The following is a 22,903-nucleotide window of genomic DNA, read 5'->3' on the forward strand; positions in this document are numbered from 1 at the left end:
AAGACGGTTTCGCCCTTTCGGGGCCTGACTGAAGGTGACTTTGTCACTGAACCATGCGGATGCCTGGTCTAGTCTGGGATTAGACCAACGTTAAACCGACACAAGGAGCACATCACAATGATCAAATCACTCAAGGCACTTGTTGCAGCGGCCGTGGTTGCTGTTGCCCCCATCAGCGCTCATGCAGGAGATCAGAAAATGGTTGAGGAAGTACTGGTGATTCTTTCAAGCGATTCCCTGCAAACCCAGGGTATGGCGATGGTTCTTTCCAATACCATGGCCCAGAAGGGTGCCAAGGTAAATGTACTGCTGTGTGACAAAGCTGGCGATCTGGCTCTGAAGAACTATGAAGCCCCGGCATTGAAGCCAAAGGACGTAACTCCTGGACAGATGCTGCGTGGGTTGATGAAGCAGGGTGGCGTTGCCAACGTCTGCGCTCTTTACCTTCCTAACGGCGACCACAGCAAGGATGACCTGATTGATGGTGTGGGCGTTGCTACTCCTCCGGAGATGGCGGATCAGATGCTGAATCCGGCAATGCGTACCTTCACTTTCTGAGATTTTCTGACAGAGTCCCGGGATGTGAAAAAGCCGGCCCCTTTAACGGGGCCGGCTTTTTTGTAGGTCGCAGCACACAGGTTATCAGGGTTTGCCGGCAGGCTCGTCCAGGTCTTCGTAGCCGGTCACCATCGGTTTGATGAGGCTGGTCAGGGTGTGGCCCATCGTAGCCATATATACATGAGCGATAATAAAAACCAGCATGGCGAAGGCAGCTGCAGTATGAACAAATGCCACTGCTTCAAGGCTGAGAACTCCCGCCAATGTGGCCGGCCAGTCGTTGTAGAACAGGTACAACAGCCCACTCACCCAGATCGCAGGTGAGATCCCCAGTTTGAAAAACAGGTACGCCAGGCGCTGCAACGGATTATGCTTGGCTTTGGTGGTTTTGCGGTAGGGGTGTTCGGCACCGGTAAAGGTGCCAATCAGATAGTAATGCATCACCGCAAACAGACCGTCACGGGTGGGCACATACTGGCGCCATTCGCCGGTGGTGATGTGCCAGAAAATCGCAAACAGCCAGAGTACGATCAGTGACCAGGCCGCGATGGTATGCAGCCGTGTAGCGTCACCAAAACCCAGCAATGAATAACTGCCGTGTATTTCAAAACCGGTGATCAGCAGGCTGAAAATCAACAAGGCCTGAAACCAGTGCCAGAAGCGCTCAAAGCGTTTGTAGACCATTACCCGGCTCATGATTGCTTCCTCTTTCTGAAGACCACACGCAGAAGGCCGTGGATGATGACGCCTGCCAGGGTGAGCGCCACAACCAACCAGCCAATACGATCCAGCCATGGGTTGGCGCTATGCCCCGGCATATAAATGCCACCAATACCCGCCAGGCGACTTTCTCCCGAATGGCAGGAGCCGCAACGCAGGGCCTGATCGGCAGGTGGCACCATGTGCGTAATCGGCCAGTACATTTTGGTTTCTATGAAGTCGAAGTTGCCACTGAATGGCATGCCCGACATTTCGCTGGCAAATTTCAGGGCTTTGGGCCAGTCGTAGTTGCTCCAGAGCGAAGAATCATCGGCGCCAAATACGTGAGTGGCCAGAAGTGTTTTACTTTCAGTATCGAAGGGTTGCTTGCCGCGCATCAACTTGAATGGCCAGATGCGTGAAGCCGGGTCGTCCGGACCGCCATCCAGTCGATTGATTTCCAGGGGCGGGTTGTCGATGTCGAACTGCTCATCGACCATCGTGTACTCAACGGTACCATCAAACCAGGCGTAGTAAGGCACCACATTTTCACCGTGGCGAAAATCACCCTTCTCGCTCAGATAGCTTACATGGCCGGCTTCGTCGTATGTGGTGATCGGCTTGCCGTTTTCATCCAGCTTGCCGGCGGTAGACCAGTCCCACCACATCTTGGTTGGTACGCCACCCCGCGCAAACGCGGGTACGTGGCATGTCTGGCAGGCCAGTTTGTCGACATGATCGTTCAGCTTTTCCTTTTCATGGGGCTGGCCGCCATGGCAGGACTCGCAGCTCGCGCGACTGAGATCGGTGTGGCCAGGGATATCAATGCCCAGAGTGTCTTTGGCGTTCACCTGATAGCGGCTGCCGGAAACACTGTGGCCCCAGGTTGAATGGCAATCGGAACAACTGAAGTTACCGCCATCGGGCGACATATGAACGTCGAGGGAGCGATCGGGCGATACCAGTGAAGAATCGAGGTCGCCGTGTTTAACACCGTCGCCACCGCCGCCGTAGAAGTGGCAACTACCGCAATTGGCGCGGCCACTGGCGCCCACATTTTGCGCAATTTTGGGCAGATCCGGCGGCTGGACCATGTTCCCGCTGCCTTTCGGCCATTCCCGGGGCACATAAGTCGGGTCGCCTGCGAGGGTCGGGAATTTCCAGTAATCGCCGGTTGTGTCGTGGCACACCAGACAATCGACGGCAGAGTCGGCTTCTGGCGGCGGCTGATTCATGTCCTCCCAGCCATAACCTACGTGGCAGGAAGTACACCGGGGTTCATTGGTAACAGCCATCCCGCAAAAGCTGTTGATAACCTTGCTTTTCCCCAGCGTCTGCCCGGTTTCCTGATGCTCATAGAGCCAGGTCCAGTGTGTAGTAGCCTTGATTTGCCCGGCGGCCTCGGTGTGGCACTTGAGACAGGCCTCGGTTACCTCGCTGGCGGATTCAAACGGGCCTTTTAATGCTTTGAATTTGCTGTGGTCGGCGGTGGCGGGAGCACGCTCAACCGCCGCCATGGCAGGGATACCAGTCAACACTAGCAGGGCTGTCACCATGCTCGCCACCAGGTGTCTGGCAGGGAGAGCCTTTATCAGGTTGGCCATGACGTTCTCCGTACTATTGTCAGATTAAGGAATCCCCCGTGCTCCACCAGTAAAGCAGTTATCAGGGCTGGAATATTTTTTCCGGATTAAGCTTCATGGACCAGGGCAGGCCTTCGTTCTGCCAGCCGTTTACAATTCTCATTCCGGCTTTTTTCCCTTCTTTGGCGCCACTGCCCTGAAAGCCGTGATCAATGTATTTCACGTTAGTGAAACCATGCTCCAGCAAATAGTCGGCGCTGGGCTTACCACGGCTGGAACCGGAGCGGCACATGGTAATAATCAGTGCATCTTTGCCGAGCCCTTTGTCTTTCAGAGCCTGCTCAACGCTGGCCGCAAAGTTCGGATTGGTTTCCATGGCAAACCGGCCTTTGTCCGCGAGAAAAGTGCTGCGATCGGCGAGCATGAAAGGAATGTTTATATCCACGACATCGGTGTAACCGATAAACATGATTTCTACCGGATCCCGTACGTCAACGAACAGAACCTGATCGCCCTGTTTCTGAACCAGATCGTAGGTCTCTTGTGGAGTCAGAGACAACGCGTCTTTTGCAGAAGCTTGAAAGCTCAGCCCGAAGGTAATGAGAAGTGCAGCCAGTAACAGCCTCATCGCTTTTTCTCCCGAAGTCGGAATAGAATGGAGTTCAGCTTTTACCATACCCCCAATGGGTTGGAAGTCTCAACCTAAGTTATAAGCTTATAATCGTTTGATTGACCAAGATCAAATAGTCCATGGAGCTGCTAAACTTATCTCTCTGGTCAGAAGGAGTGCTGCAATTGTTGAACCAGCCTGGATGGCATCTTCCTGGCATTTTTTTACCCTTTCTTGCCTTGGTACTGACCATAAGCGGATGCGCCTTGCCGTCCCTGAATGATCGCGTTGAAAGCCGGTCTGTGCCCGCAGAACAAACTGCAAATACCCGGCTGGGAGCTGCGATTGAACCTCTGACGCTTGCACACCCGAGTGAAAGTGGAGTTGTTCTGCTGGAAAATGCCCATGATGCGTTTGCTGCCCGTGCGCTTCTGGCCGAAGGTGCTGATGCGACGCTGGATGTTCAGTATTACATCTGGCAATCCGACATCACCGGCACCCTGCTGCTTGATGTGCTTTACCGGGCAGCCGAGAGAGGCGTCCGCGTTCGGCTCCTGCTGGATGACAATGGTATTTCCGGGCTCGATAAGCCCCTGGCAGCGCTGGATACTCACCCGAATATACAGGTTCGCCTGTTTAATCCCTTTGTTGTGCGTAGCCCGAAGTGGATTGGATATGTAACCAGCTTTCAGCGGTTGAACCACCGTATGCACAACAAATCCTTCACCGCCGATAACCAGGCGACCATTATTGGTGGGCGCAACGTTGCTGATCAATACTTTGGAGCAGGTCAGGGTGCGATGTTTGCCGACCTTGATGTACTGGCCATCGGGCCGGTTGTGAGCGAGCTTTCTGATGACTTTGACCGTTACTGGTCAAGTGCTTCGTCCTATCCTGCTGCGATCATTCTGCCTGAGCCTGCAGAAGTAGATCTGGAGCGGGTTGTTGAGACAACCAGAGAATGCAGCGCCAGCACCGAGGCGAGCAGGTATGTCTGTGCGGTGGCCGAATCCGGATTCCTGAAAAACCTGCTGGCCGGTGATCTGGAATATACCTGGGCTCCTGTTTCGATGGTTAGTGACGACCCCGCCAAGGTATGGGGGGAAAAATCCAAAAATGATCCAGTGAGCCGGCAACTGGCAGAAGCCATTGGTAGGCCTGAACGCTCAGTAACACTGGTATCGCCTTACTTCATCCCCACCGAAACCGGTGTGGAAATGTTCAGGGAGATGGAGAGTAATGGTGTTCAGGTACGTGTGCTGACCAACTCTCTGGAAGCCAATGACGTAGCCATGGTGCATTCTGGCTACGCCAAATATCGCAAGCCGCTGCTGGAGGCGGGAGTTGAGTTATTTGAGCTGCGCAAACTGCCTGGAGGGGAACCACAGGAGGAGCGGTTACAAAAATCCCTGACGGGCAGTTCGTCTTCGAGCCTTCACGCTAAAACCTTCGCTGTGGATGGCAAACGCCTCTTTGTCGGGTCATTCAATTTCGACCCTCGATCTGTTCATATCAATACCGAGCTGGGTTTTGTTATTGAGAGCCCGGAGCTGACCCGGATGATGGAGGCGCGGTTTGAGGAGCAGGTACGTGTGACCGCCTACGAATTGGTTCTGGACGAAGCTGGCGATCTGCAATGGCTGGAGCGTAATGGTGAGCAAGTGATCACGCATAGCCAGGACCCGGGAACCGGGTTGATCAAGCGTATGATGGTTTCCTTTTTCTCGTTTTTGCCTATTGAATCCTTGCTCTGAGTATCTTGTACGCCTTTGATACGTGTCAGTCACCAGAAAGTGCCCGGTGATATACTGATGTCCACTTCAATATAGGTACGCAAGCCCACAACCGAATCGGGGAATATGCATGTCCAGTTCAAACCCAAGATCCTATCTGAAACTCCTGATCGCGCTGGCCATGATTGCACTGCTTGCGATCCTGGCCTGGCAGTTCCTCCCCGATAGTGACGAGCTGCCGGAGCACATTGCCTCTGGCAATGGCCGTATTGAGGCGACTCAGGTAGACATTGCTACCCGAATTGCAGGACGGCTGGACAGCCTTTTTGTCGCCGAAGGGGATCTGATTGAGGCAGGCACACTGGTTGCCGCGATGGATACCGATGAACTGGACGCGAGTCTGGCGGCTGCCGAGGCCAACCTGAGCCAGGCTATCGAAGGCAAGCGCCTGGCAGAAGCCGTTGTGAAACAACGGGAGAGTGAAAAACGCCTGGCCCGCGCCGAACTGGGCCGGTTTGAAGCCCTGGTGGAAAAAGGCCATGTGTCCCGGGAGCAGCTTGATCAGGCAAGCACGGCCGCAGACACAGCCGACGCTGCGTTACAGGCTGCGCGGGTGCAGATTGCTTCGGCACAAGCCGGTATTGAAGCCGCGCAGGCCAGCATTCGCAAGATAGAAAGCACCATTGATGACAGCCATCTCGATAGCCCGATTGGCGGGCGAGTGCTTTACAGGCTTGCAGAACCCGGTGAAGTACTGGCTGCCGGTGGTAAAGTTGCCACCATACTGGATGTTACCGACGTCTATATGACCGTGTTCTTGCCCACGGTTCAGGCAGGTAAAGTCAGGGTTGGATCTGAAGCACGCATTATTCTGGATGCCCTGCCCGATTTCGTAGTGCCGGCGGAAGTGAGCTTTGTTGCTGCCGAAGCCCAGTTCACGCCCAAGGCTGTGGAAACCCGAAGCGAGCGGGAAAAGCTCATGTTCAGAGTGCGCATTCGCATAGATGCGGAACTGCTGAAAGCCTATCGCGACAGGGTAAAAACCGGTGTTCCGGGTGACGCCTATGTGCGCCTTGATGAAAGCAAGCCCTGGCCAGAAAATCTGCAGGTGACTTTGCCCAATGGCTGAGATGCAGAACACGGGTTTAGAGGCTGAGGCGGGCGTAGCTCGGCTTGAGGCCCTCAGCCACTTTTATGGCGCTCGCGTGGCGTTACAAGACATCAACCTGAAGGTTCCAGCGGGTTGCATGGTCGGATTGATTGGCCCGGATGGCGTGGGTAAGTCCACACTGTTGGGGTTGGTGGCTGGCGCCCGCAAACTGCAGCAGGGTAAGTTACAGGTGCTGGGTGGCGATATGGCGAGCTCCCGGTTTCGAAAAGAGGTTTCACCGCGCATTGCCTATATGCCCCAAGGCCTCGGCGGAAATTTGTACCATACGCTCACCGTCGACGAGAACATTGGTTTTTTTGCCGATCTGTTTGGTCTGACCGGTAAGGCCCGAACCGAGCAAGTTGACCGCTTACTGGATGCCACAGGGCTACTGGATTTCCGCGACCGGCCTGCGGGTAAGCTTTCCGGAGGCATGAAGCAGAAGCTGGGCTTGTGTTGTGCGCTTATCCACAACCCGGAGCTGTTGATTCTAGATGAGCCCACCACCGGGGTGGACCCGCTTTCACGCCAGCGCTTCTGGGACCTGATTGATACGATTCGCCGGCAGCAGCCATCGATGAGCGTGCTGGTGGCTACGGCCTATATGGAAGAAGCCGAGCGCTACGACTGGCTGGTTGCGATGGATGCAGGCTCCATTCTGGCGACGGGTTCCCCTGCGGAGTTGAAACAGAAAACGGGTACAGAAACCCTGGATGATGCATTTATTGCCCTGTTGCCAGAGGATCGCCAGGAATTTGTATCTGGAGGCGGAGAGGTCACCTCTTCGACAAAAGGTGATGCCTCTTGGGACGATGCACCGGCCATAGAGGCTCACAATCTTACCCTGCGTTTTGGTGACTTTACGGCGGTGAAGAACGTCAGCTTTACCATCCCGAAAGGTGAGATATTCGGTTTTCTGGGCTCCAATGGTTGTGGCAAGACCACAACCATGAAAATGCTCACCGGCTTGCTCACGCCCTCGGAGGGCGAGGTTTCCCTGTTCGGTTCACCACTGGACGCCAGAGATCTGGCTACCCGCCAGCGCGTTGGTTATATGTCCCAGTCGTTCTCGCTCTATAGCGAGTTGACCGTACGCCAGAACCTGAAGTTACACGCCCGTCTGTTTCACCTGCCGGCAGAAGCGATTGAAGCCAGGGTGTCCGAGCTCACTGAGCAGTTTGGTCTTGCCGAGGTGATGGAGCAGTTCGCCGGCGACTTACCGCTTGGGGTACGCCAGCGTCTATCCCTGGCCGTGGCGGTGGTGCATTCACCGGAGGTGCTGATTCTTGATGAGCCCACCTCTGGGGTGGACCCAGGCGCTCGCAACCGCTTCTGGGCGCTGTTGTTGAAATTGTCCAGAGAAGATGGCGTGACCATTTTTATCTCCACACACTTCATGAACGAAGGTGAGCGTTGCGACCGGATTTCCCTGATGCACGCTGGCGAGGTTTTGGCGTGTGATACGCCAGCAGCACTGGTCCGTGACGCAGAGGCTGACAGCCTTGAAGCGGCATTCATGAAGACCCTTGAAGCAGTCGATAAAGAGCCGCAGAGCCGTGGTGATGGCAAGGTTATCAGTGCGGATAACTCATCGGCGAAGCGTGACAGCGCTTTCAGCCCGAGGCGACTTCTGGCCTATGCCCGCCGTGAATCCCGGGAGCTGTTGCGTGACCCTATCCGCATGGCCTTTGCCTTTATCGGCTCAGCGCTGCTGATGATGATCCTTGGTTACGGCATTACCCTGGATGTGGAAGATCTTTCTTTCGCCGTACTGGATCAGGACCAGAGTCCTGAGAGCCAGGATTACATCACGGCGGTTTCGGGTTCCCGGTATTTTGTTGAGCAACCGCCGATTTCGACCATGGTTGAGCTGGAACAGCGCATGGTATCTGGTGAACTCAGCCTCGCGCTCTCATTCCCTCCGGGGTTTGGCAAGGATCTTAAAAGTGGCCGGCCTACAGAGATCGCTGTCTGGATAGATGGAGCCATGCCTTTTCGTGGAGAGACTATTCTTGGGTACATCCAGGGATTGCACCTGAGCTACTTTGAAGACCTGATACTGCGCACTTATGGCACTGCGCCAACGTTAAGCCTGGTCTCCATAAAAACCCGCTACCGGTATAACCAGGAGTTCCGAAGCCTGGATGCCATGGTGCCCGCGGTTATCCCCATTCTGTTGATCTTTATTCCAGCGATTCTCATGGCTCTGGGCATTGTGCGGGAGAAAGAGCTGGGCTCCATCACCAACCTGTACGTAACCCCGGTAACCCGGCTGGAATTTTTGCTGGGCAAACAACTGCCCTATATCGGGTTCAGTATGGTGAGCTATGCGAGTCTCGTATTGCTGGCCATATTCCTGTTTGATGTGCCCATCAAGGGCAGCTTGCTGACATTAACAGTGAGCGCTCTGCTCTTTGTTACGGTTACGACTGGCCTGGGTCAGGTGATCTCGGCCTTTGCATCTACCCAGATTGCTGCTTTGGCGGCTACTGCCATTATTACCATCCTGCCGACGGTGCAGTTCTCCGGTCTGACCGAACCTGTATCTGCTTTGGAAGGCTTTACTGCGATTATTGGGGAGTTCTGGCCGGCCACCTGGTTTTTGGAAATTTCCCGTGGCGTGTTTACCAAGGGGCTGACCTTTGGTGACCTGCAACATGCCTTCCTGATACTGGCGGCGTTCATTCCCGTGCTCACGTTTTTATCCGTGGTATTACTCAGGAAACAGGGGCGCTGATGATGGAATCTCTCGAAACTATATGGAACCTCGGTGTTAAAGAGCTGCGCAGCGTCTGGCACGACAAGGTTCTGCTGATTTTTGTGTTGCTGGCTTTTACTTTGATTGTCTATACCGCAGGCTCTGCTGGCTCCATGGAGCTGCACAATGCACCCGTGGCGGTCGTGGATGAAGATCAGACAGTGCTTTCCGGGCGCGTTATCAACTCGCTGCAACAGCCCTGGTTTCTGAAGCCTGATCTCGTTAGCCTCAGTCAGATAGACGAGATGCTGGATCAGGGTACCCATACTTTCGCCCTGGTCATTCCTGAAGGTTTTGAACGGGACGTACGCAGTGGAAAAGTATCCAGCCTGCAACTGGATATTGATGCCACACGGATGACACAGGCGTTTATCGGCGCCAGCTACATTGAGCAGATAATTACCACTGAAGTAGCGGAATACCTGGAGACGGGAAGCTCCGCAAGTACGCTTCAGGTAGAACTGATTACCCGGGTCAGCTTTAATCCGAATCTCGAAGGCACCTGGTTCGGCGGAGTAATGGAGCTGATTACCGAGATTACTCTGATCAGTATCATCCTTACCGGTGCTGCGCTGATCCGGGAGCGCGAACATGGCACGGTGGAGCACCTGATGGTGATGCCCGTAAGGCCCTTCGAAATTATGGCTGCCAAGGTCTGGGCAAACGGTCTGGTGGTTATGCTGGCGGCTACCCTTTCCATCACCCTGGTGATTCAGGAATTCCTCGGAGTACCCGTGCGGGGCTCGGTTTTGCTGTTCCTGACGGGTGCCCTGATTCACCTGTTTTCTACCACCGCGATCGGTATCCTGATTGGCACGGTGGCCCGTACCATGCCGCAGTTTGGTTTACTGCTGATTCTGACCATCCTGCCCTTGCAACTGCTCTCCGGTGGCATTACACCAAGGGAAAGCATGCCGGAACTGGTGCAGAACATTATGCTGGTCGCCCCCACGACCCACTTCGTAAGCATGGCACAGGCTATTCTGTATCGGGGGGCTGGGCTGGACGTGGTGTGGCCGCAAATGCTGGCGCTGGCTGCCATAGGGACAGTGGTGTTCAGCGCCTCACTGGCCTTGTTCCGGCGGCACCTGGCCGTTTAACAGGCCGCAATTACCGAGATTTCGACCAGCAACTCCGGGGACGCCATCTGGGCCTGCACACAGGCTCGTGCTGGAGCAGTGCCTTCGGGTACCCAGTTATCCCACACCTCATTCAGAGCTTTGAAGTCGGCCATATCTGCCAGATAAATCGTCGCGGACAGAATCTCGCTTCGGCTGGAACCAATACTCTCCAGAAGCTCATCCACTTTTTCCAGCATTCCGGTTACCTGAGTGTGAATGTCGCCGTTCCTGTCCTTGGCAACCTGCCCGCACAGATAAGCCGTGCCATTATGCTTTACGATTTTGCTCATGCGGTTGTTGGTTGAAATGCGTTCTATAGCCATGGGTGTTGCCTCGAAGAAAGTGGAATGAATTTGTCGTTAGTAGCAGCTCACCGAGCTCAAGAATACCGGGTTTGTGTACTAAACGTACCCCTCCTCCGCGGCCCCCGGTTATTATTAAGCTTGCCCAGGTTCATACTGTCTTTTCGTGCGATGCTCGGTGTAGGAGTGCACAAGCATTTCCAGCTTCTCCATACTGAGTGGCTTTGTGCAGTATTCGTTCATGCCCGCATCCAGGCATTGCTTGCGGTAGCTGGCGCTGGCATTGGCGGTGAGTGCGATAATGGGCGTGCCCAGGTTCCTGATCGCCTCCTGGCGGATTCTCCGGGTAGCTTCTATGCCATCCATGACTGGCATCTGGCAGTCCATAATGATCAGATCCCATGGCTCTTTCATGGCAGAGTTCAGAGCTTCAAGACCGTTCTGAACCCCTTCGGACGTTACGCCCATCGCTTTCAGCTGCTTTCGGAGAATCATCCGGTTGCTGCCGTCATCCTCTACGACCAGAACCCGGGGCGAATGGGTATCGCGATCATTGGGAAAGGGTTCATTCGTATCGGGCGGTGATAGATGGATTTCACCAAAGGGTACGCGGAGTTCCATGGTCGTGCCATTTTCTGTTGAACTGATTACCCGTATCGCCCCCCCAAGTGCAAGCGCCAGAGAATTGGCCAATGGCAAGCCCAGCCCCATGCCAGCATAGCGGCGGGTCAGGCCGGTTTCGCCCTGTTCAAACGCCTGAAATACTTTGTCGCGCTTTTCCGCGGGAATGCCGGGCCCGGTGTCGGTAATCGATATGGTAAGAGCGGGTTGGCCTTGTTCTTTCTCGCACCAGACGACTACCTGGCCTTTCGCGGGAGTGAACTTGACCGCATTGTCGATGAGCTGAAACAGGGTTTTTTCCAGCATCAGTCCGTCCATAAAGACTTTTTGCGGCACATTCGCTGCCACGCCAACCGACAACGACAGGGGTTTTGCACGGGCGGCTTCGGCAAGTTCATAACTGAGCAGGTCTGCCAGCGACCGGGGTTCAAACACCTGGGGCGAACCCACGAGGTTATCGCTCTGGGCATCGACGAAATCCAGAATGCCACCCACCTGTCGGGTCATCCTCAGATTGGCGGACTCAAGGGTGCGGAAAGCCTGGTCCTGTTCGCTGTTAAGCGGTGCCTCCCGCATGAGGTCCAGTTGGCCCTGGATGGTATGCAAGGGTGTGCGCAGCTCGTGGCTGACGGCGTTGAGGAACTCGTCCTTTATCTGGTTGCTGCGTTCAAGGGCTTTCCGGGCTTTTTCGCTGACTTCGATTTGCCGGGCCTGAAGGGCGTTGCGATCGTCCCGAAGGATCTTTATGCGGGAGGCCAGTGCGAGTGAAAACAGGGCCATTTCCCAGGACAAACCGACGGGCAGGTAGTAGGAGACCCAGGACGTTGGCTCGGTAAGACCCATATATTCAAAGGTGGTCATGAACAGGCTGGCCACAAACGGGACCCAGCCCAAAAGGAAGTATCTTGCCGGATGATACCCATTGAGAGCCCGGGCACTCGCGACACCCAGAACCAGGATATAGGTCGGGTGCCCCAGAACAAGCATGCCCCCCACCAGTTGGTCCTGGGAAATCCAGGGTGAAGCGATCAGGAGAACGGCCCCGATAGCCAGAACTGCGTTGACCGCCAGGTGAACTTTGGGAAAGGCGGTCTTGGTTTCCAGAAGCCGCTGGAACAGTAAAAATTGCAGAAGGAGTGCGCTTGAGCCGGCCAGGAAACCGTATTTAGGCGGCATCCCCCAGTCAGCGATGACATAGGCAGAGATATTGGTGAGCATCGCGGAATAAGCCAGCGAGGCGCAGGAGGCGGCCACGTACCAGAGATATACCGTATCACGGGTGCTGAAGTACAGAAACAGGTTATAGATGGCCATAATGACGATAACGGCCATCAGGCTGAACCCGAGAGCAGTATGCAGCGTCAGCTCCTTGACCAGCCCCTGGTCGTCCGCAAGACGAAAAAAAGTGTTTACCGGGAAAAAGGGTTCCAACCGGAGATGGAGGCGATGGTTTTGTGACTCGCCTTCAGAAAAAGTTGGAATTGGAGAAACGAGAAAGTGATGGGGAACCGGGCGCTCGTCCATCGGGGCGAAGAAATGGAGCGGCTCCGGAGTCGTCGGTTTGCCGTCGACATAGACGTTCACACGCTGTGCATAGGGGTGGAGAATCAGCCAGTGCTGCCTGGAGAGATCGAGGTCTTCAAGATTGGCCCGCAGCCAGATGGGCTTGTCGATGTCGGAGGTTGAAAAGGCGGGGTTGGCAACCGATACCCAGCCAGTCTCGTCGTCCGGTGGCGGCTCCGGTTTGTTCCAACTGCCCTGATAAAGCTCCATCTTTGAGCCGAGGTCTCTGATGGCAGCCTCCGGGCTGGCGGCCGCGGCAAGGCCCGAAACAAGAAGCACCAAACAGGCGATTACGACCTGAAACAGCCCCGTTTTCCGATCGACTCCACGCATTGGTTCTTCCCTGCCTGCGAAACCTGGAACTGTTCAAAACTGTAAAGTTTTGCAAACCCTGGTGCCCGCTATTTGAGTGACATGTAGTGAGACTTTATACTTTGGAGCCTAATAAAAAGGATGCTCTATGTATAGCCCAACCTACGGATTCCGAAAGGAAATTTACTCTCTTTTACTCGCCCTGTTTGCAGCCCCTTCGCTGTCATGGGCAGGTGGGCTTACGCTTGCAGACCAGAGCGCCGGCGCTTCCGGCACCAGTAATGCCGGGGCAGCGGCAAACCCTCAAGATGCGACGACGGTTTACTTCAATCCGGCCGGCATGAGCCGATTATCTGGAACCAACGTTTCAGCGGGCCTGCTCCTGATGGACATTGATGCGCTTGGCCGCGACGATGCTACACGCGCAACCCGGGCTGACGGCCGTCCGGTGCCGGGCGACGGTGGCGGAGACCATGTTGGTACGATTGTGGTTCCGAATGCCTATGTGACTCATGAGGTTAACGATTGGGTAGATATCGGCATGGGACTATTCGTGCCCTACGGCCTGGGCCTGGACTATGAGGACGGCTTTGCCGGCCGCTATCTGGTAGATCGCATTGATCTGGTTTCCGTTGGCCTCAGCCCGTCGATTGCCTTTAACGATGGCAATGGCTTTTCCATCGGCTTTGGTGTCAACGTACTTTATGCCAGCGCCGAGCAGGAAAACTCAGTGGATTACAGCGGTCTGGAGGCCCGGTTTGGTCTTCCTGCCGGAACGCTTGAAGACGGCAAGGTTTCTCTTGAGGGCGATGATGTTGCCTTGGAGTATACGTTCGGCATGATGTTTGACCTTACCCCCGACACCACGCTGGGCTTTTCAGGGCGAACGGGTACGGAGTTCGAACTGCAGGGAAAAGGCACTCTGAGCAATGCGCCTCAGCTCTCCGCCAGCGGGCTGGTTCAGACCGATGTAACCGAACGCGTACAGGTCCCGATTCAGGTACCGGAAAGCCTGAGTATCGATATTGCCCACCAGTTAAACCCTGACTGGCAGTTGCTGGCCGGTGCGACCTGGGCAAAGTGGAGCCGTGCCGCCGCGCTCTCGGTGGTTTCCCGGGAGAGTACCCCGGTGGCTTTTCCAGCCGCAGATGGTGTGACTGAGGAGCCCCAGAGCTGGAAAGATACCTGGCAGTGGCGTCTGGGTGCGATATGGCAAGCGACACCTCGGTGGGCCCTGAAAGCGGGGTATCTGTTTGATGAATCGCCCGTTACGCTTGCAACCCGATCACCAGCGACACCTTTCGAGGACTATCACCAGGTATCTGTCGGCGCTCAGTTTCAGAACCCCGGGAATGGCTGGACGGTGGATATGTTTGTCGCGCGGGTGTTTTATGAGGGCGATATATCTATTGACTACAAAGCGACAGACCCTGCCCAGGGACAAACCGGGTTTCAGAGCGAATACGACATTACCCCCTGGAATCTGGGGCTTCAGTTGAGTCAGAGTTTCTAAGAATCGAAGAGGTAATACAGGAAGATAAAAGCGGGAAATGGTCGGCGTGGCAGGATTCGAACCTGCGACCCCTTCGTCCCGAACGAAGTGCGCTACCAAGCTGCGCCACACGCCGATTAACGGCCGGTATTATACGGATTCATCCGTTTTTTACCAGCCCCGGGCCTGATAAAAAGGCATCCGCAAATGCACTGAGGTTGTCGTGGATTGCCACGCTGGCGCCGGGTATTGAGCGGGATTTCAGGTGGCGTTCGGTATCTTTACCGTTGCCGGTGCGGACCAGAACGGATTGGCAGCCTTCTGCAACACCTGCTTCCAGATCCATGCGGCTGTCTCCGACCATTACTGCACCTTTGAGGTCGTCCAGTTTGAAATGATCACGGATCTGTTTGAGCAGGCCGGTGAGCGGCTTGCGGCATTGGCAACCATCGTCCGGATGGTGCGGGCAGTAGGCGATGAAACCGATGCTGCCGCCATGAACCTCCAGCAACTTTTCCAGCTTTCCATGCATGGCGTCCAGCACGTCGGTGCCGTAAAACCCCCTCGCAATCCCGGACTGGTTGGTGGCAACGGCGATACGGTGGCCGGCTTTGCAAAGTCGTGCCACCGCCTCGATACTGCCGGGAATGGGTTGCCATTCATCTACAGAGCAGATGTAACTGCCATCATACTTGTTGATGACCCCGTCCCGGTCGAGGATGATCAGCATCGGTCAGCCAGCAGTAGGCAGCAGTGAGATATCTGCGACGCGCAAGAACAGGTTGTGCAGACGATTCAGCAGCGCGAGACGGTTGTTCCGCACGGCTTCATCTTCGGCCATAACCATAACCTCGTTGAAGAAGTTGTCTACCGGCTCCTGCAGGCTCGCCAGTGACTGCAGCGCGCTGGCGTAATCGCCTTGCTCGAACAACGGGAGCACCTTCTCGGCTTGCTGGTCTACCTTCTCGGCCAGAGCTTTCTCGGCCGCATCCTGCAGCAGGTCTTTGTTGACGGTTTCGCCCAAGCTTTCTCCGCCCTGCTTGGACAGGATATTGGAAACTCGCTTGTTGGCGCCGGCCAGAGCTAGAGCCTCCGGCAGCTGGCGGAAGGCTTCAACGGCCTTCACCCGGCGGTCGAAATCCAGCGGACGGGTTGGTCGCCGGGCGTGAACAGCCAGGTACACTTCAGCACTAATGCCACGCTCCTCGTAGTAAGCGCGGAACCGGTCCAGCATGTAATCAACAACACTGGATGCTGTATTGTCTTCGGTGAGTCCGGTGAAGTTTTCTTCTGCCCATTCACAACAGGTTTGCAGATCCAGTGGCAGCTCCCTTTCAATAATGATGCGGAGCACACCCAGAGAGGCCCGGCGCAGAGCGAAGGGGTCCCGGGTTCCAGATGGCGGCTGGCCAATGCCGAACAACCCGACCAGCGAATCCAGACGGTCTGCGATGGCCAGTGCACAACTTGTGAGCGTGGTGGGCAGGCCGTCTTTTGCAAAGCGCGGCATGTACTGCTCATTCATGGCCTTTGCCACGTCGGCTGGCTCGCCGTCGTTGGCTGCATAATACTGGCCCATGATGCCCTGAAGATCGCTGAACTCCAGTACCATCTCAGTGACAAGGTCGGTCTTCGCCAGCATGGCGGCGCGCTCGGCCAGGGCAGGATCACTGCCAATCGCTGCGGCGATTTTCTTGGCCAGCGCTGCTACGCGAACGGCTTTGTCGTAAACGCTGCCAAGTTTTTCCTGGAAAACAATCGGCTTGAGCCTTTCGATGCGGTCTTCCAGGCGGATCTTGCGGTCGGTTTCATAGAAGAACGCAGCATCCGAAAGGCGCGGTCGGATCACCTTTTCATTGCCTGAGATTACCTGCGAAGGATCTTTGCTCTCAATGTTGGCGACGGTGATGAACAATGGCAGCATTGCGCCATCGGTACCTACCACGTGGAAGTACTTCTGGTGCTCCGCCATAGAGGAAATCAGGGCCTCTGCAGGCACTTCGAGGAACCGTTTGTCGAAGCGCCCCATCAGTGGCACTGGCCATTCGTTCAGGCCAGTGACCTCGTCCAACAGGTCTTCATCAATGATTGCTTTAGCGCCGGCTTCGGTCTCAGCAAGGGCGCTGACACCGGAACGGATCTGTTCACGGCGTTTGGCGAAATCGGCAATCACATACCCTTCTTGCTCAAGGACAATTTCATAATCCGCAGGCGTTGGAATGATCAGTGCTTTCGGGCAATGGAAACGATGGCCCCGGGTTTTGTTGCCTGGAGTCAGACCCATGATGGGCGCATCAATAACCTTGTTACCAAACAGCATTACCAGCCAGTGTACCGGGCGGACAAATTCCGTGCGGTGCGCACCCCAGCGCATACGCTTGGGAATTGGCAATGACGCCAGCGACTGTTCAACCAGCCCGGACATAAGATCTACGGTGGGCTTGCCCTGCTCTACCGTGCGATAGACCAGCCAGGCACCTTTATCGGTTTCGAGGGTGTCGAGCTGATCCGGGGTTACACCCAGTGATGTGGCGAAACCGGTAAGGGCCCGAGTCGGGTTGCCAGAATCATCGAAAGCGGCTTTGACTGCCGGGCCTCGCTTTTCAACGGGCTTGTCCGGCTGGGCGTCGGCCAGGTCGCGTATGCGAACCGCCAGGCGGCGCGGTGCCGCAAAGGCTTCTACCTTGCCAAATGCAATGCCCGCGTCTTCCAGGCCTTTGGTAATACCCTGAGTGAATGCTTCAGACAGCGGCTTGAGTGCTTTCGAGGGCAGCTCTTCGACGCCCAGTTCGACCAGAAAATCCTGCTTTGCCATGATTATGCCTTACCCTCTGCCTGTTTTTCCTGCTTCGCTTTTTTACCTTTCTTACCGTTGGCCTTGTTCTCGGCTGCTTCGGCTATGGTCATCACTTCCTGGCGCAGGGCCTCCGGGGCCAACGGGAAGCCGAGCTTGCGCCGGCTGTCGAAGTAGGCCTGGGCAACGGCTCTGGCCAGAGTACGTACCCGCAGGATAAAGCGCTGGCGTTCGGTGACCGAGATGGCGTGGCGGGCATCCAGCAGGTTGAACGTATGAGACGCTTTCAGAACCTGCTCGTAGGCAGGCAGCGCCAGGCCGGCTTCGATCAGCCGGGCACTTTCACGCTCGTGGACATCAAAGCTCTGGAACAGGAACTCGACGTCTGCGTGTTCAAAGTTGTAAGTGGACATTTCCACTTCCTGCTGATGAAACACGTCGCCGTAGGTGACTACACCATCCGGACCTTCTGTCCAGACCAGGTCGTAAACACTGTCGACACCCTGCAGATACATGGCGATGCGCTCAAGACCATAAGTGAGCTCGCCGGTAACCGGGTAGCATTCAAGGCCGCCCACTTGCTGGAAGTAAGTAAACTGGGTGACTTCCATGCCGTTCAGCCAGATTTCCCAGCCCAGACCCCAGGCGCCCAGCGTGGGAGATTCCCAGTTGTCTTCAACAAAGCGGATATCGTGCACCAGCGGATCAAGCCCCAGGGCTCTCAGTGAATCGAGATAGAGCTCCTGAATGTTGTCTGGTGATGGCTTGAGTACTACCTGGAACTGGTAATAATGCTGCAGGCGATTCGGGTTCTCGCCGTAACGGCCGTCGGTGGGGCGACGGCTTGGTTGCACGTACGCGGCATTCCAGGTTTCTGGTCCGATGGCCCGCAGGAAGGTGGCGGGATGAAAGGTACCTGCGCCTACTTCCATGTCCAGCGGCTGAAGCACCACGCAACCGTGCTGTGCCCAGAAGTTCTGCAGAGCCAGAATCAGGCCCTGAAAAGTCCTGATGTCCGGAGTGCTGATGTTCTTTGCCTTGTCTGTCGCTCTTTCTGTCACTCTTTCTGTCACAACGTTTGCCTGCTGATTCGGTCTGTGTGTAGCCACTCTTCGGCACAATCTCGACTCAATCTCGAGTTAGTATCGAGCCAATATTCAATTTGCTCGCAAGAGGGTCATTCTGAAAAAAGGCGCATTATACGCGCGCCAAACCGGTATTTCTAAGTAGTCTTTATGCTCTTGATTTTGAACTAGAAGAACGTAAGCCCCACGGAGAAGAGCTTTTCAACTTCCCGCACCCGGGATTTGTCTACCAGGAACAGGATGACATGATCATCCGGTTGCACCCGGAGGTGGTCGTGAGCGATCAGTACTTCGTTATGGCGGACGATCGCACCTATGGTCGCACCCTGGGGCAGGTTGATTTCATCCAGCCGCCTGCCGATTACCTTGGAAGATTTGTGATCGCCATGGGCAATTGCCTCGATGGCCTCGGCAGCGCCCCTGCGGAGAGAGTGAACGTTCACAACGTCGCCTCGCCGTACATGGGTGAGCAAGCTGCCGATGGTGGTTTGCTGAGGGGAAATAGCGACATCAATCTCGCCGCCCTGGATCAGATCCACATAGTCCGGGTTGTTGATCAGCGTGAACACCTTGCGGGCACCCAGACGCTTGGCCAGCAAGGATGCCATGATATTGGCTTCATCATCGTTGGTAACGGCGCAGAACACATCGGTGTTTTCGATGTTTTCTTCCAGCAGTATGTCTTTGTCCGCAGCATTACCTTCAAGCACAACCGTTTTGCGCAGGCTTTCAGAAAGCAGAACACAGCGTTCACGGTCGCGCTCCAACAGCTTGACCTGATAGCGGTTTTCGAGAGTGTGAGCCAGGCGCTGACCTATGTTGCCGCCGCCGCATATAAAAATGCGTTTGTAGTTTTTAACCAAGGGTTGCAGTTCACTCATTACCGAGCGAATGTGGTCGGCACCGGCGATGAAAAACACTTCATCGCCATCCTCAATCACCGTATCGCCCTTTGGCATGATGGCGTGATCTTTGCGGAAAATAGCTGCCACCCGGGTATCAATTTTGGGCATGTGCATACGGAAATAAGACAGCTCGCGCCCGACCAGTGGGCCGCCCTCTGTGGCGCGAATGGCCACTAGCCGGACCAGGCCCTTGGAGAATTCCAGTACCTGCAAGGCGCCCGGATATTCAATCAGCCGCGTGATATGCCGGGTAACCAGGTGCTCCGGGCTGATCATGACGTCAATCGGAAAGCCGCCTTCTTTCTGGAAAAGCTTGTTATTGGATATGTAGGCGCTGGCTCGCACGCGGCTGATTTTCGTGGGTGTGTTGTACAGAATGCTCGCAATCTGACAAGCAACCATGTTGGTTTCATCGCTGTTGGTAACAGCAATCAGCATGTCGGCGTCTTCGGCATTAGCCTGGCTTAATACCGTTGGATAAGAGGCCATGCCCTGAACCGTGCGAATGTCGAGCCGATCCTGCAGTTCGCGTAGCCGCACCGCGTCAGTGTCGATGACCGTTATATCATTGGCTTCATTGGCCAGATTTTCTGCCAGTGTGCCGCCGACCTGGCCGGCGCCGAGGATCAGGATCTTCATGATTCAGGTTTCTCCAGTACGGCATAGAAAAAGCCGTCATGGCTGGTTGGATCGGGGAGAAGCTGTCGCCCCGCGCCCATGTTTCGACCCCATTGAACCTCTGGCTCAATAAGAACGGCGGTGTTTTGCTGTTTAAGGAACCGCTGGATTATACGGTGGTTTTCCTGGGGGAACACGGAACAGGTCGCGTAGACCAGGCGACCGCCCGGCTTGAGTACAGACCACATAGCTTCCAGCAGTCCGAGTTGTATAGCCGCCAGGGGCACAACATCGGTTTCCCGGCGCAGGAGTTTGATGTCAGGGTGGCGGCGGATAACGCCGCTGGCGCTGCAGGGAACATCCAGCAGAATGCGGTCGAAGGCCTGGCCGTCCCACCACTGTTCGGTGTCCGCAGCATCTGCTTGCAGCAAGCTTGCGTGCAAATCCAACCGGTCGAGGTTTTCCTGAACCCGGGGTAGCCGCGCCGCCGACTCGTCGATCGCTACGACTTCGGCAAGCTCTGCCTGGCTTTCAAGAATGGCGCAGGTCTTCCCGCCTGGCGCTGCGCAGGCGTCCAGAACCCTTTGGCCCGGCGCAAGGTCCAGCAGCGTCGTGCAGAGCTGTGCGGCTTCGTCCTGAACGCTGACCGCGCCGTCGGCAAACCAGGGTAGCTGGTCAACCTGAACCGGCCGGGCAAGCTGAATACCCTGAGGTGCAAAGGAGGTCGCGGTCGCTTCAATACCTGCGTCGTTTAACAGCGCGAGATATTCATCGCGGGTAAAACGAAGCGCGTTCACCCTCAATGTCATGGGCGCCTGGGCGTTATTGGCTTCAAGAATCTGCTGCCAATGGTCTGGCCAGTTATGGCGTAACTTTTCCACCATCCAGGCGGGATGGCTGAAGCGGCTGGCATCATTTGCCGGCTCGGGCGCACCTTCGCGCTCGGCAGAACGCAAAACACCATTCACCAGACCGGTGAGATGTGGCTTGTCGAGGGCGCGACAGGCTTCTACGGATTCGTTCAGGATGGCGTAGGTGGCCTGCTGGCTGAAGCGCAACTGGAACAGAGCGACCAGCATCAGATGATGAACAACGCGATCCTGCTTCTTTACAGGGCTTTTCAGTCGACTGTTCAGCTCACTGTCGAGGCGGTGAAACCAACGACAAGTGCCGTAGCAGAGTGCTTGCAGTGCCGGGCGCTCATTTGGCGCAAGTTGCTGCAGAGCCGGCGGCAGGCACTGGGACAAAGACTCACCGTTTTCCACCGCCATCAGCACATTGGCCGCAACGGCGCGCATCGGTTGATCAAGTTGATCATAGCGGTCCATGTCAGCGCAGCTCCTGTCCGGGCAACAGCAATTGTTTGCCGCCATTAATCAGGTCGTTGACGCTTTGGGCGCGGGACCCCGGCAATTGTAGTCGGTTGATGCGCAAAGTGCCGGTGCCACAGGCAACATCAATACCTTCCCGCTCCCGCTTTAACACGGTTCCTGGCGGCTTCTGGCTCTGCTCGTCGATGGCCGTGGCTTCGTGGATCCGCAGGCGTTGCTGCTCCAGATCGGTATAAGTGCCAGGCCAGGGGTTGAAGGCACGAATCAATCGCTCGATGGCCGGAGCGTCTTGCGACCAATCAATGTGACCTTCTTCTTTTGAAAGTTTGTGGGCGTAGCAGGCATCCCCGTCATTCTGGGTTTCACCAATTAGCTTGCTGCTCTCGAGCTGGGTCAAGGCTTCAATAATGGCGTCGCCACCCAATTCAGCAAGGCGGTCGTGAAGGCTGCCGCCGGTATCGGAGGCTTCAATCGCGGTTCGGGATTTCAGCAACATGGCGCCGGTATCCAGGCCTTTGTCCATTTGCATGATGGTAATGCCGGTTTCTTTATCGCCGGCGGCAATAGCGCGTTGAATGGGCGCCGCGCCGCGCCATCGGGGCAACAGCGAGGCGTGAATGTTAAGGCAACCATGGGCGGGGATTTCCAGCACTGCCTGGGGCAAAATCAGCCCGTAGGCCGCAACGATCATCACATCCGGCTGTAGGTTTGCCAGTTCCTGCTGTGCTTCCGGGGTTCTCAGGGTTTCTGGCTGGAATACCGGGATGCTGTTGTCCAGAGCAACCTGTTTGACCGGGCTGGGCTGGAGTTTGCGGCCACGGCCGGCGGGTCGGTCAGGCTGGGAGTATACGCCCACGATGGTGTGATGGGTGCCCAGTAGCGCTTTCAGGGCGCTTGCTGCGAAATCCGGAGTGCCGGCAAAAACGAGTCGCACGGTGTTGGGTCTCTGATTCGTTGAATACGAAAAGACCGGGCCAAGGCCCGGTCCGATACTTTCTATACAATCATCAAACGCCGTTCAGGCATTGATCACGCACTTTGCTTGTGAAGCTTTTCCAGCTTCTTGCGTATGCGGTTGCGCTTGAGGTTGCTGAGGTAGTCGACAAACAGCTTGCCGTTCAGGTGATCCATTTCGTGCTGAATGCAGACAGCAAGAAGGCCTCGGGCTTCAATTTCAAACGGCTTTCCGTCCCGGTCCAGTGCACGGATCATGCAGTGCTCAATCCGTTCAACGTCTTCATAAAAGCCAGGCACAGAAAGGCAGCCTTCCTGCATGGGTTCACGTTCGCCATCGAGCACTTCAACCTGCGGATTGACGAACACCAGGGGTTCACTCTTGTCTTCAGACAGATCCATAACGATGATCTGTTTGTGAACGTCCACCTGTGTGGCCGCCAGACCAATGCCGGGCGCATCGTACATGGTCTCGAACATGTCGTCGATCAGCTTGCGGTCGGCGTCTGTCAGTTCATCAACCGGCTTGGCGATGGTGCGAAGACGGGGATCAGGGTATTCGAGAATATCTAGTATCATAGTGCTCGTACTTTGGCCTGTATGACGAATGCCAGTGTTTCGGGCTGGCACCCTTTTATGACTAATGGTTGTGCCGAACTTTTAACGTTGTCTTTTGTAACCGTGTGAAAGCGATCTCTGAAATGCGACAGCGTA

Annotated in this window: 18 protein-coding genes and 1 tRNA gene; 6 read left to right on the forward strand and 13 right to left on the reverse strand. The window is 55.7% G+C overall.

Annotation, left to right across the window (positions count from 1 at the left end; translation table 11 throughout):
• The first annotated feature begins 117 nt into the window (after positions 1-117).
• Complete coding sequence (locus Q4501_RS06545; RefSeq protein WP_303595226.1) at positions 118-558, forward strand: hypothetical protein; 441 nt, start codon at positions 118-120, stop codon at positions 556-558.
• Positions 559-642: 84 nt separating this feature from the next.
• Here the strand turns inward: Q4501_RS06545 and Q4501_RS06550 are convergent, their stop codons facing one another.
• From Q4501_RS06550 to Q4501_RS06560, 3 genes are all read right to left on the reverse strand, one after another.
• A complete protein-coding gene (locus Q4501_RS06550) occupies positions 643-1,254 on the reverse strand; it encodes a cytochrome b/b6 domain-containing protein (protein ID WP_303595228.1) in 612 nt (203 codons plus the stop codon).
• A complete protein-coding gene (locus Q4501_RS06555; protein WP_303595230.1) occupies positions 1,251-2,861 on the reverse strand; it encodes a tetrathionate reductase family octaheme c-type cytochrome in 1,611 nt (536 codons plus the stop codon). The genes Q4501_RS06550 and Q4501_RS06555 overlap by 4 nt, the downstream gene beginning before the upstream one ends.
• A gap of 61 nt (positions 2,862-2,922) precedes the next feature.
• The gene (locus Q4501_RS06560) at positions 2,923-3,468 is read right to left on the reverse strand and encodes a rhodanese-like domain-containing protein (RefSeq protein ID WP_303595232.1); all 546 of its coding nucleotides are present in this window, start codon (positions 3,466-3,468) and stop codon (positions 2,923-2,925) included.
• Between the two features lie 170 nt (positions 3,469-3,638).
• On the opposite strand from Q4501_RS06560, the gene Q4501_RS06565 reads away from it, so the two are divergent.
• From Q4501_RS06565 to Q4501_RS06580, 4 genes are all read left to right on the forward strand, one after another.
• Positions 3,639-5,204 carry a phospholipase D family protein gene (locus Q4501_RS06565; protein WP_303595234.1) on the forward strand — a complete coding sequence of 522 codons (1,566 nt, stop codon included), beginning with the start codon at positions 3,639-3,641 and terminating at the stop codon, positions 5,202-5,204.
• Between the two features lie 109 nt (positions 5,205-5,313).
• Complete coding sequence (locus Q4501_RS06570; RefSeq protein ID WP_303595236.1) at positions 5,314-6,312, forward strand: HlyD family secretion protein; 999 nt, start codon at positions 5,314-5,316, stop codon at positions 6,310-6,312.
• Complete coding sequence (gene rbbA, locus Q4501_RS06575) at positions 6,305-9,070, forward strand: ribosome-associated ATPase/putative transporter RbbA (RefSeq protein ID WP_303595238.1); 2,766 nt, start codon at positions 6,305-6,307, stop codon at positions 9,068-9,070. Before Q4501_RS06570 ends, rbbA begins: the two co-directional genes overlap by 8 nt.
• A gap of 2 nt (positions 9,071-9,072) precedes the next feature.
• Positions 9,073-10,191: an ABC transporter permease gene (locus Q4501_RS06580; RefSeq protein WP_303595492.1), complete on the forward strand. Its 1,119-nt coding sequence runs from the start codon at positions 9,073-9,075 to the stop codon at positions 10,189-10,191.
• Here the strand turns inward: Q4501_RS06580 and Q4501_RS06585 are convergent.
• The gene (locus Q4501_RS06585) at positions 10,188-10,535 is read right to left on the reverse strand and encodes a RidA family protein (protein ID WP_303595239.1); all 348 of its coding nucleotides are present in this window, start codon (positions 10,533-10,535) and stop codon (positions 10,188-10,190) included. The two genes, Q4501_RS06580 and Q4501_RS06585, sit on opposite strands and share 4 nt — an antisense overlap.
• A 114-nt stretch (positions 10,536-10,649) precedes the next feature.
• Entirely contained in the window at positions 10,650-13,031 is a 2,382-nt protein-coding gene (locus tag Q4501_RS06590; RefSeq protein ID WP_303595241.1) for a 7TM diverse intracellular signaling domain-containing protein, read from the reverse strand.
• 127 nt (positions 13,032-13,158) lie between these two features.
• Between Q4501_RS06590 and Q4501_RS06595 the strand changes: the two genes are divergently transcribed.
• The gene (locus tag Q4501_RS06595; RefSeq protein ID WP_303595243.1) at positions 13,159-14,523 is read left to right on the forward strand and encodes an OmpP1/FadL family transporter; all 1,365 of its coding nucleotides are present in this window, start codon (positions 13,159-13,161) and stop codon (positions 14,521-14,523) included.
• A 38-nt stretch (positions 14,524-14,561) separates the two neighbouring features.
• On the opposite strand, the gene Q4501_RS06600 is transcribed toward Q4501_RS06595, so the two are convergent.
• From Q4501_RS06600 to def, 8 genes are all read right to left on the reverse strand, one after another.
• Positions 14,562-14,638: transfer RNA gene (locus tag Q4501_RS06600), tRNA-Pro, on the reverse strand.
• A gap of 24 nt (positions 14,639-14,662) precedes the next feature.
• Positions 14,663-15,232, reverse strand: a complete 570-nt coding sequence (gene gmhB, locus Q4501_RS06605; protein ID WP_303595245.1) for a D-glycero-beta-D-manno-heptose 1,7-bisphosphate 7-phosphatase — start codon at positions 15,230-15,232, stop codon at positions 14,663-14,665.
• Between the two features lie 3 nt (positions 15,233-15,235).
• Positions 15,236-17,317: a glycine--tRNA ligase subunit beta gene (gene glyS / locus Q4501_RS06610; RefSeq protein ID WP_303595246.1), complete on the reverse strand. Its 2,082-nt coding sequence runs from the start codon at positions 17,315-17,317 to the stop codon at positions 15,236-15,238.
• A 2-nt stretch (positions 17,318-17,319) separates the two neighbouring features.
• Positions 17,320-18,324: a glycine--tRNA ligase subunit alpha gene (glyQ, locus tag Q4501_RS06615; protein WP_303595493.1), complete on the reverse strand. Its 1,005-nt coding sequence runs from the start codon at positions 18,322-18,324 to the stop codon at positions 17,320-17,322.
• A 224-nt stretch (positions 18,325-18,548) separates the two neighbouring features.
• Positions 18,549-19,925 carry a Trk system potassium transporter TrkA gene (gene trkA / locus Q4501_RS06620; protein ID WP_303595247.1) on the reverse strand — a complete coding sequence of 459 codons (1,377 nt, stop codon included), beginning with the start codon at positions 19,923-19,925 and terminating at the stop codon, positions 18,549-18,551.
• Positions 19,922-21,232, reverse strand: coding sequence for a 16S rRNA (cytosine(967)-C(5))-methyltransferase RsmB (gene rsmB, locus Q4501_RS06625; RefSeq protein ID WP_303595249.1), 1,311 nt, complete (start codon positions 21,230-21,232; stop codon positions 19,922-19,924). Before rsmB ends, trkA begins: the two co-directional genes overlap by 4 nt.
• Position 21,233: 1 nt before the next feature.
• Positions 21,234-22,169, reverse strand: coding sequence for a methionyl-tRNA formyltransferase (fmt, locus tag Q4501_RS06630; RefSeq protein WP_303595251.1), 936 nt, complete (start codon positions 22,167-22,169; stop codon positions 21,234-21,236).
• A 95-nt stretch (positions 22,170-22,264) separates the two neighbouring features.
• Positions 22,265-22,768, reverse strand: a complete 504-nt coding sequence (gene def / locus Q4501_RS06635; protein ID WP_303595253.1) for a peptide deformylase — start codon at positions 22,766-22,768, stop codon at positions 22,265-22,267.
• Positions 22,769-22,903: the final 135 nt, after the last annotated feature.

This window comes from Marinobacter sp. 2_MG-2023 (assembly GCF_030546935.1).
Lineage (GTDB): Bacteria > Pseudomonadota > Gammaproteobacteria > Pseudomonadales > Oleiphilaceae > Marinobacter.